The 6,000-nt window shown below is 74.8% G+C and carries 7 protein-coding genes; 6 read left to right on the forward strand and 1 reads right to left on the reverse strand.

Annotated elements, in window-relative coordinates; all coding sequences use genetic code 11:
- Positions 1 to 77 precede the first annotated feature (77 nt).
- Both IEX99_RS12640 and IEX99_RS12645 read left to right on the forward strand, forming a co-directional pair.
- Positions 78 to 929, forward strand: coding sequence for an LOG family protein (locus IEX99_RS12640; protein ID WP_229677987.1), 852 nt, complete (start codon positions 78 to 80; stop codon positions 927 to 929).
- A 50-nt stretch (positions 930 to 979) separates the two neighbouring features.
- Positions 980 to 1,792, forward strand: coding sequence for an SDR family NAD(P)-dependent oxidoreductase (locus IEX99_RS12645; protein WP_188900731.1), 813 nt, complete (start codon positions 980 to 982; stop codon positions 1,790 to 1,792).
- A 38-nt stretch (positions 1,793 to 1,830) separates the two neighbouring features.
- On the opposite strand, the gene IEX99_RS22505 is transcribed toward IEX99_RS12645, so the two are convergent.
- The gene (locus tag IEX99_RS22505; protein WP_229677988.1) at positions 1,831 to 2,094 is read right to left on the reverse strand and encodes a DUF1127 domain-containing protein; all 264 of its coding nucleotides are present in this window, start codon (positions 2,092 to 2,094) and stop codon (positions 1,831 to 1,833) included.
- A gap of 123 nt (positions 2,095 to 2,217) precedes the next feature.
- Here IEX99_RS22505 and IEX99_RS12655 point away from each other — a divergent pair, with 123 nt between their 5' ends.
- From IEX99_RS12655 to IEX99_RS12670, 4 genes are all read left to right on the forward strand, one after another.
- Positions 2,218 to 3,126 carry a LysR substrate-binding domain-containing protein gene (locus tag IEX99_RS12655; RefSeq protein ID WP_188900733.1) on the forward strand — a complete coding sequence of 303 codons (909 nt, stop codon included), beginning with the start codon at positions 2,218 to 2,220 and terminating at the stop codon, positions 3,124 to 3,126.
- 74 nt (positions 3,127 to 3,200) lie between these two features.
- The gene (locus IEX99_RS12660; RefSeq protein WP_229677989.1) at positions 3,201 to 4,178 is read left to right on the forward strand and encodes a Bug family tripartite tricarboxylate transporter substrate binding protein; all 978 of its coding nucleotides are present in this window, start codon (positions 3,201 to 3,203) and stop codon (positions 4,176 to 4,178) included.
- Between the two features lie 2 nt (positions 4,179 to 4,180).
- A complete protein-coding gene (locus IEX99_RS12665; protein ID WP_308421493.1) occupies positions 4,181 to 4,786 on the forward strand; it encodes a D-sedoheptulose-7-phosphate isomerase in 606 nt (201 codons plus the stop codon).
- Positions 4,783 to 5,769, forward strand: coding sequence for an NAD-dependent epimerase/dehydratase family protein (locus IEX99_RS12670; protein ID WP_188900734.1), 987 nt, complete (start codon positions 4,783 to 4,785; stop codon positions 5,767 to 5,769). The genes IEX99_RS12665 and IEX99_RS12670 overlap by 4 nt, the downstream gene beginning before the upstream one ends.
- The last annotated feature ends 231 nt before the right edge of the window (positions 5,770 to 6,000 follow it).

Here is a 6,000-nt window from a genome sequence, read left to right on the forward strand (position 1 = left end):
TGCGCCGGTTTGACAGCCGCGGGTCCGCCTCCCCATGCTGCGCGCCGCCGTCTTCCATGGGACATCCGCAGCCGCCCGTGCCGCTCGACCCCGCCGACAACAGCGCCCAGCGCCTTTCCCCCGCCTACCGCCTCGCGGTGGAGGACACCGAGTTCCTGCTGCGGGACGAGATGCGCGCGCTCCGCTTCGCCCTCGAATACGCCAAGGCGGAGCTGGCGCTGCGCGAATGGGGCGTGCGTTCCACCATCGTCGTCTTCGGCTCCGCCCGCATCCCGTCCCCGGAGGACGCCGAGGCCGCCATCGCCGCCGCGCCCGAGGGCAAGGCGCGCGAGATCGCGCGCCGCCGCGCCGCCCTCTCGCGCTACTACGCCATGGCGCGGGAGTTCGGCCACATCGCCTCGCGCCGCGGCGGCGCCCTCTCGCCCAACGGCAGGCTGCGCGACAACGTCATCGCCACCGGCGGCGGCCCGGGGATCATGGAGGCGGCGAACCGCGGCGCCGCGGACGCCGGGGCCCCCTCGATCGGCTTCAACATCACCCTGCCGGCCGAGCAGCAGCCCAACCCCTACTCCACGCCCGACCTCACCTTCCGCTTCCACTACTTCGCCATGCGCAAGATGCACCTGGCGATGCGCGCCAACGCGCTGGCGATCTTCCCCGGCGGCTTCGGCACCTTCGACGAGCTGTTCGAGCTGCTGACCCTGACCCAGACGCGCAAGGCGCCGCCACTGCCGATTGTGCTGTTCGGCGCCGAGTACTGGCGTCGCGTCGTCGCCTGGGACGTCCTGGTCGAGCAGGGCATGGTGGACCCTGCCGACCTCGACCTGTTCGAGATCGTGGACAGCGCCGAGGAGGGCTGGCACGCGATGATCCGCCGCGGCCTCGCCGCCCACACCCCGCCCGGCCGGGCCGTGCTGGACGAGGAGTGACGCCGCCCCTCGCGGTACCGGTCCGCCCGGCCCACCCCGGAGGAGGAGCCATGCCCCAGCTCGCCGACCGCGTCGCCCTCGTCACCGGCGCCGCCTCCGGCATCGGCGCCGCCTGCGCCGAGGCCCTGGCGCGCGAGGGCGCCCATGTGGTCCTCACCGACCTCGACGCGGCGCGCGGCGAGGCCCTGGCGGCGCGGCTGCGCGGTGCCGGCCGGGCCGCGGAGTTCCTCCCCCAGGACGTGACCGACGAGGCGCGCTGGGCGGAGATCGTCGCCGCCATCGAGGCGCGGCGCCGCCGGCTCGACATCCTCGTCGCCAACGCCGGCATCGGCATCATCGCCCCGGCGGTGGAGATCAGCCTCGCCGACTGGCGCCGGCAGATGGCGGTCAACGTGGAGGGGGTGTTCCTCGGCGTGAAGCACTGCATCCCGGCGATGCGCCGCGGCGGGCGGGGCGGGGCGATCGTGATCATGTCCTCGGTCGCCGGGCTGCGCGGCTCGGCCGGGCTCTCCTGCTACGCCGCGACCAAGGCGGCGGTGCGCTACTTCGCCAAGTCGGTCGCGCTGGAATGCGCCGAGGCGCGCGACGGGATCCGGGTGAACACGGTCCATCCCGGCATCATCGCCACGCCGATCTGGGAGAAGCTGCCGGCCGGCGCCGGCGGACGCAACGCGCCGCTCGACCCGCAGCGCCTCGCCGCCGCCGGCGTGCCGCTCGGCGAGGCGGGGCGGCCGGAGGACATCGCCGGGGGCGTGGTCTTCCTCTGCTCCGACGCCGCGCGCCACATGACCGGGGCGGAGCTGGTGATGGACGGCGGCATGACCGCCGGGCGGATGGGCAGCCTGGCCGCGGCCGCGCGGTAGGCGCGGCGCGCGGGGCCGGAGGTCCGCCCGGCGCCGGATCAGCGGTCGCGCCACGGCGGGCGCGGCGGCGGCACGAGGTCCCAGGGCCGACGCTCGGCCTCGCGCAGCGCCTCGGCGCGGCTGATGCCGATGTCGGAGAGCATGCGGTCGTCCATCGCGGCGAGCTGGCGCCGCGTCTCGATGGCGGCGACCATGCGGGCGAGGAAATCCAGCCAGGCGCGCCCCGGCCGGCGGCGGCCCCGCGCGGCGGCGGTGAGGGCGGGAGCGGAGCCGGCGTGGCAGCAGGAGGTGGCGTCGGACATGGCGTCGGCTCTCCCTCGAGGCGCGTTCGGAGCGAGGATGGGACGGGCGTTCCCATAAGGAAAACGAAATCTATTGACCTTCGGCATCAGATGCTTTGATGATTACCGAAGGAGGGTCCGGCCATGCTCGCCATCCCGCCCGGTCTCGATCCCGACGTCCTGCGCAGCTTCGTCCTCATCGCCGAGGGCGGGAGCTTCACCCGCGCCGCGCAGCTGGTGGGGCGCACCCAGTCGGCGGTCTCGATGCAGATCCGCCGGCTGGAGGAGACGCTCGGCAGGCCGCTGCTGCACCGCGGCGCGCGCGGGGTGGAGCCGACGCCGCACGGCGCCTGGCTGCTCGACCGCGCGCGCCGGCTGCTCGCCATGCATGACGAGATCCTGGCGAGCTTCCGCAGCCCGGAGGTCGCCGGCAGCGTCCGCCTCGGCACCCCGGACGACTACGCGCTGCGCTGGCTGCCCGGCATCCTCGCCGCCTTCGCCGACAGCCACCCGGCGGTGGAGGTGGAGGTGGTCTGCGCCCCCTCCAACGAACTGGCGGAGCGGCTGACGCGGGGCGAGGTGGACCTGACCCTGCTCTCCGGCGGCAACGAGCCGCCCGGGCTGCAGGGGCGGACCCTGTGGCGGGGCCGGCTGGTGTGGATCGGCTCGGCGCGGCACGCGACGCACCGGCGCTCGCCGCTGCCGCTCGCGCTCGCGCAGCCGCGCTGCGTCTGGCGGCGCGCGGCGACGGCGGCGCTCGATGCGGCGGGGATCGCGTGGCGGACCGCCTATGTCAGCACCTCCCAGACCGGCACGCTCGCCCCGACCCTGGCGGGGCTGGCGGTGACCGTCGGCATGGCGGGGCCGCTGCCGCCCGGGCTGCGGCACCTCGGCGCCGAGGAAGGGCTGCCGCCGCTGCCGGAATTCACGATCGAGCTGCTGTCCGGCCCCGACCGCACGCCGGTCGCCGAGGCGCTGGCGCGGCACATCGAGGAGAGCTTCCGCCGCGAGGCCGCGCTGGAGGGCGCGGCGCCGAAGGCGGCTGCCGCTTGAGCCGGGCCTGGCGGCATGGCATCAGCCCGGGCCCGGCCGTTGTTCCACCGGGAGGAGACAGGAGCCTCGCGCCCATGCAGCGTCGTCAACTCGTCGCCCTGACCGCGGCGGGGCTCGCGGCACCCGCGGTGCTGCGCGCCCAGGGGGCCGCCGCGAACTGGCCCGAGCGGCCGGTCCGCATCATCGTCCCCTTCCCGCCGGGCGGCTCGACCGACACCATCGCCCGCATCTTCCAGCCGCGGCTGACCGAACTGCTCGGCAGGCAGGTGGTGATCGAGAACCGCGGCGGCGCCTCCGGCTCGATCGGCGCGATCGAGGCGGCGCGCTCGCAGCCCGACGGCCACTCCTGGCTGCTCGCCTACGACAACGAGGCGACCAACCAGACCGTGATGCGCCTGCCCTACCGGACGCTGGAGGACCTGGCGCCGGTCAGCCTGGTGGCGACCGGGCCGCTCTGCCTGGTGGCGCACAAGGACACGCCCTACCGCAGCTTCCAGGACGTGGTGGAGGCGGCGAAGCGCGCGCCGGACACGATCAACTACGCCACCTCGGGCGTCGGCGGCCTCGCCCATGTCTCGACCACGCTGCTCGCGCAGCAGGCCGGCATCCGGCTCGTGCACGTGCCCTACCGCGGCGGCGGGCCCGCGCTGCAGGACGCGACGGCGGGGCACGTGCCGCTGTTCATGTCGAACGTCGTCATCATCAGCCAGCACATCCGCGCCGGCACGCTCCGCCCGCTCGGCGTGACGACGCGCGAGGAGACGCGCCACGTCCCCGGCGTGAAGAGCTTCGCCCAGCAGGGGGTGGGCGACTTCGAGGCGCCGACCTGGTGGGCCTTCTTCGGCCGCGCCGGCACGCCGCAGCCGATCCTCGAGCGGATGCACGCGGCGCTGACGCAGGTGCTGCGCGAGCCCGCCGTGAAGGCCAGGATCGAGGAGCAGGGCGCCGACGTCATCGCGTCCGACCCGGCCGAGTGCCGCCGCTTCGTCGCGGGCGAGATCGAGAAGTGGGGCCGGGTGATCCGCGAGAACGACATCCGCGCGGACAGCTGATCGTGGACGAGGCCGCGCGCTTCGCCGCGATGATGGAGGACGGCGCCGTGCTGCGGCGCCGCATGGCGGCCGAGGCCGCGCCCGCCGTGCTCGCCGTGGTGGCGGCGTGCGAGCGCAGCCTGCGCGCCGGGGGCAAGCTCCTGTTCTGCGGCAACGGCGGCAGCGCGGCGGACGCGCAGCACCTGGCGACGGAGTGGCTGGTGCGGCTGCGCGCGCGCGTCGAGCGCCCCTCCTGGCCGGCGATCGCGCTGACCCTCGACCCCGCGGCGCTGACCGCGGGCGGCAACGACTACGGCTTCGAGCAGGTGTTCGCGCGCCCGCTTGCGGGCCTCGGCCGTGCCGGCGACGTGCTGTTCGGCATCACCACGAGCGGCCGCTCGCCCAACGTGTTGCGCGCGCTCGAGACGGCGCGGGCGATGGGCATCGTCACGGTCGGCCTGCTGGGCGGCGACGGCGGTCCTGCGCGCGCGCTCTGCGACCATGCGCTGGTGGTGCCGAGCGCGGAGACGGCGCGGGTGCAGGAGCTGCACATCGCCCTCGGCCACGCGGTGCTGGAGCTCCTGGAGGACCGCCTGGTCGGCGGGACGGCGGGGCGCGCCGGCCCGTGACGGTGCTGCTGACCGGCGCGGCCGGCTTCATCGGCATGCATGTCGCCGAGGCGCTGCTCGCGCGCGGCGAGCGCGTGCTCGGCCTCGATTCCCTGACGCCCTACTACGACCTCCGGCTGAAGCGGGCCCGGCTCGCGCGGCTCGAGGGGCGCGCGGGCTTCGAGTTCCTGCCGCTCGACGTCGCCGACCGCGCGGCGATGCTGGCGCTGGCCGAGGAGCGGGCGGCGGAGGTCACGCGCATCGTCCACCTCGCCGCCCAGCCGGGGGTGCGGCACTCGCTCGTGGACCCCTTCGCCTATGTGGACGCCAACGTCATGGGGCACCTCGTGGTGCTGGAGGCGGCGCGGCGGCTCGGGCGCCTGGAGCACGTGGTCTATGCCAGCTCGTCCTCGGTCTATGGCGGCAACGAATCGCTGCCGTTCCGCGAGAGCGACCGGGTGGACCACCCGGTCTCGCTCTATGCCGCGACCAAGCGGGCGGCGGAGCTGATCAGCGAGAGCTACGCCCTCCTCTTCGCCCTGCCGCAGACGGGGCTGCGCTTCTTCACGGTCTATGGCCCCTGGGGGCGGCCCGACATGGCGCCGTGGCTGTTCGCCGAGGCGATCCTCGAGGGGCGGCCGATCACCCTCTACGAGGGCGGGCGGCTGCGGCGCGACTTCACCTACATCGAGGACATCGTCGCCGGCGTGCTCGGCTGCCTCGACCGGCCGCCGGAGAGCCGGAGGCCGCGGCTGCTCAACATCGGCAACCATCGCAGCGAGGAGGTGCGGCGCTTCCTCTCGCTGCTCGAGCAGGCGCTGGGCCGCGAGGCGGTGGTGGTGGAGGCGCCGCGGCCGCCGACCGACGTTCCGGAGACCTGTGCCGACATCGACGCGATCGCCGCGCTGACCGGCTTCGCGCCGCGCACGCCGATCGAGGCCGGCGTTCCGCGCTTCGCGGAATGGTTCCTCGGCTGGCGCGAGAATCGCCGGCCGGGGGGTTGACCGGCCGCGCGGCGGGGAATAGATAGCCGCTCCGTCGCGAAGCGATGGACCTTGACGGTGGTGGGGTCGCCCGCCATATTGATGGGTCCGTCGCAGAGGCGGCCTCCAGGAAGGCGCGGATGCCGCGGTTCCGGCAAGGGATCGTGGCTCCTTGTGGGTCCTGGTTGTTCTCTGACAGTTGCATCGGTCTTCTGGATGGAAGCCTGGGGGTGTGGTCTTGGCTGCGGGCGG

Origin of the sequence: Caldovatus sediminis (genome assembly GCF_014644455.1) — a bacterium.
GTDB lineage: Bacteria > Pseudomonadota > Alphaproteobacteria > Acetobacterales > Acetobacteraceae > Caldovatus > Caldovatus sediminis.